Source organism: Pseudonocardia pini (assembly GCF_013870575.1).
In the GTDB taxonomy this organism is placed as follows: Bacteria; Actinomycetota; Actinomycetes; order Mycobacteriales; family Pseudonocardiaceae; genus Pseudonocardia; species Pseudonocardia pini.
The window spans coordinates 1-2,650 of record NZ_JACBXB010000762.1 but is presented as its reverse complement, the minus strand read 5'-3'; the positions used below and the strand labels follow the sequence as shown (position 1 = coordinate 2,650).

The window sequence follows — 2,650 nt, the reverse complement described above, 5'->3', positions numbered from 1 at the left end:
CGGACCAGCTCCGCGCGGCGGGCCGGGAGATCTCCGCGCTGCTGGGGACGATCCGATGAGCGCGCGATGAGCACGGAGCGGGTCGTCGCGGCGATCGACCAGGGGACGACGTCCACGCGCTGCCTGCTGTTCTCGCGGACCGGCCGGATGCTCGCCGTCGCCCAACGGGAGCACCGCCAGCACTATCCCGAGCCCGGCCGGGTGGAGCACGACGCCGAGGAGATCTGGCGCAACGTCGCGCGCGTGGTGCCGGAGGCGCTGAAGCGGGCGGGGCTGGGGCCGGAGAACATGGTCGCGCTGGGGATCGCGAACCAGCGCGAGACGACGGTGATCTGGAACCGGCACACCGGCGTCCCGCTGGCCAGGGCGATCACCTGGCAGGACACCCGCACCGGGCCGATCGTCGCCGACCTGGTGGCCGACGGGCTGGCCTCGTCGTTCGACGCCACCAGCGGGTTCGTACCCGCGACCTACTTCGCCGGGCCGCGGCTGCGGTGGCTGCTCGACCACGTCCCCGGCGCCCGGGAGGGGGCCGAGGCGGGGGACGTGCTGTTCGGGACCATGGAGTCCTGGCTGATCTGGCGGCTCACCGGCGGCCCGCGCGGCGGGGTGCACGTCACGGACGTCACGAACGCCAGCCGGACGATGCTGATGGACCTGCGGACCCTGCGGTGGTCGCCGAAGCTGATGGCCGCGCTGCGGGTGCCGGAGCGGATGCTGCCGGAGATCAGGTCCAACGCCGAGGTCTACGGCGTGTGCACCGAGGTGCTGCCCGGCGTGCCGGTCGCGGGCGCGCTGGGGGACCAGCAGGCCGCGCTCGTGGGGCAGACCTGCTTCGCGCCCGGTGAGGTCAAGTGCACCTACGGCACGGGGGCCTTCCTGCTCAAGAACACCGGGTCGCGGATCGCGGGCTCGGCGCAGGGGCTGATCCCGACCGTCGGGTACCTCGTCGGGAAGGAGCCGGTCTACGCGCTCGAGGGGTCGATCGCGATGACCGGCTCGCTGGTGCAGTGGTTCCGGGACTCGCTCGGCATGATCGGCACCGCGGCGCAGATCGAGACGCTCGCGATGACCGTGCCGGACAACGGCGGCTGCTACGTCGTGCCCGCCTTCTCCGGGCTCTACGCACCGCACTGGCAGCCCGGTGCCCGCGGCGTCATCGTGGGTCTGACCAGCTACATCACCCGCGGGCACCTCGCGCGGGCGGTGCTGGAGGCCACGGCGTGGCAGACCCGCGAGGTGGTCGACGCGATGAACGCCGAGTCCGGCATCCCCGTCACCCGGCTCAAGGTCGACGGCGGCATGACGGCCGACCACCTGCTCATGCAGTCCGTGGCCGACGTGCTCGACGTCCCGGTCGAGCGGCCCCTCGGCTCCGAGGCGGTCTGCCTCGGGGCGGCGTACGTCGCGGGGCTGGCGGTCGGGCACTGGTCGGAGCTGGAGGTGCTGCGCGCCAACTGGCACCGGGCCGCGATGTGGACCCCGGACATGGCCGCCGCGGTGCGGGAGCGGGAGCGGGAGAACTGGGGCCGCGCGGTGTCCCGCAGCTACGACTGGGTCCGGTGAGCCCGGCCCGCAGGGCGTTCGTGCATTCGGGGACCGAACGTTGACGGACCCGCCGGCCGGGGTGACGGTGGGGGAGCGGGCAACGGGGCCCGCGACGAACCGGGAGGTACCCCCCATGGCGGGTCGGGTCGAGGGCAAGGTCGCTCTGGTCACCGGAGCGGCGCGCGGACAGGGGCGCAGCCACGCGCTCCGGTTGGCGCAGGAGGGCGCGGACATCATCGCGGTCGACGTCTGCGCGGACGTCGACTCGGTGCCCTACGGCGGGGCGACCGAGGCGGACCTGGCCGAGACCGCGAAGCAGATCGAGGACCTGGACCGCCGGGTGGTCAGCCGGGTCGCGGACGTCCGGGACCTCGCCGCGCTGCAGGAGGCCGTCTCGGCGGGCGTGTCCGAGCTCGGCCGGATCGACATCCTGGCGGCCAACGCCGGCATCGCCTCGTTCGCCCCCGCCTGGGAGCTGGACGAGGACACCTGGCAGACCATGATCGACGTCAACCTCACCGGGGTCTGGAAGTCCACCAAGGCCGTGATCCCGTACATGCTGGAGCAGAACTCGGGCTCGATCGTGCTCACCAGCTCGACGGCGGGGCTCGTCGCGTTCGCCAACCTCGCGCACTACACGGCGGCGAAGCACGGCGTGGTCGGGCTGATGCGCACGCTCGCCGTCGAGCTGGCCCCGCACGGGGTCCGCTGCAACTCCGTGCACCCCACCACGGTCAACACGCCCATGATCCACAACGAGGCGATGTACTCGCTGTTCCTCGGCGACTCGGCCGCCCCGACCAGGGACAACGCCACCCCGGCCTTCCAGACGCTCAACGGCCTCCCCATCCCGTGGGTGGAGCCGGTCGACATCAGCAACGCGGTGCTCTACCTCGCCTCCGAGGAGGCCCGGTACGTCACGGGCACCACGCAGATCATCGACGCGGGCGGGCTCGCGCCGTACAAGGCCCCGCACCTCTGACCCCGACCCGAGCGAACGGCACTCTCGCTCAGTAGGTGTGAGCGAGGGTGCCGTTCGCTCATCGTGGGGTGAGCGCGGCGACGAGGGCGGGGTCGGGCGCGGCGGGGTCGAGGTCTGCGA

At 72.9% G+C, this 2,650-nt stretch carries 2 protein-coding genes; both read left to right on the top strand.

Annotated elements, in window-relative coordinates; genetic code table 11:
- Positions 1-66 precede the first annotated feature (66 nt).
- Positions 67-1,566 (top strand): glycerol kinase GlpK, encoded by a 1,500-nt coding sequence (gene glpK, locus H5J29_RS28510; protein WP_181784079.1) that lies wholly within the window; start codon positions 67-69, stop codon positions 1,564-1,566.
- Between the two features lie 115 nt (positions 1,567-1,681).
- Entirely contained in the window at positions 1,682-2,530 is an 849-nt protein-coding gene (locus H5J29_RS28505; RefSeq protein ID WP_181784078.1) for a mycofactocin-coupled SDR family oxidoreductase, read from the top strand.
- Positions 2,531-2,650 lie beyond the last annotated feature (120 nt).

Coding starts and splice junctions, on each gene's coding strand:
- glpK (WP_181784079.1), top strand. CDS start 67: ATGAGCACGGAGCGGGTCGTCGCGGCGATCGACCAGGGGACGACGTCC.
- H5J29_RS28505 (WP_181784078.1), top strand. CDS start 1,682: ATGGCGGGTCGGGTCGAGGGCAAGGTCGCTCTGGTCACCGGAGCGGCG.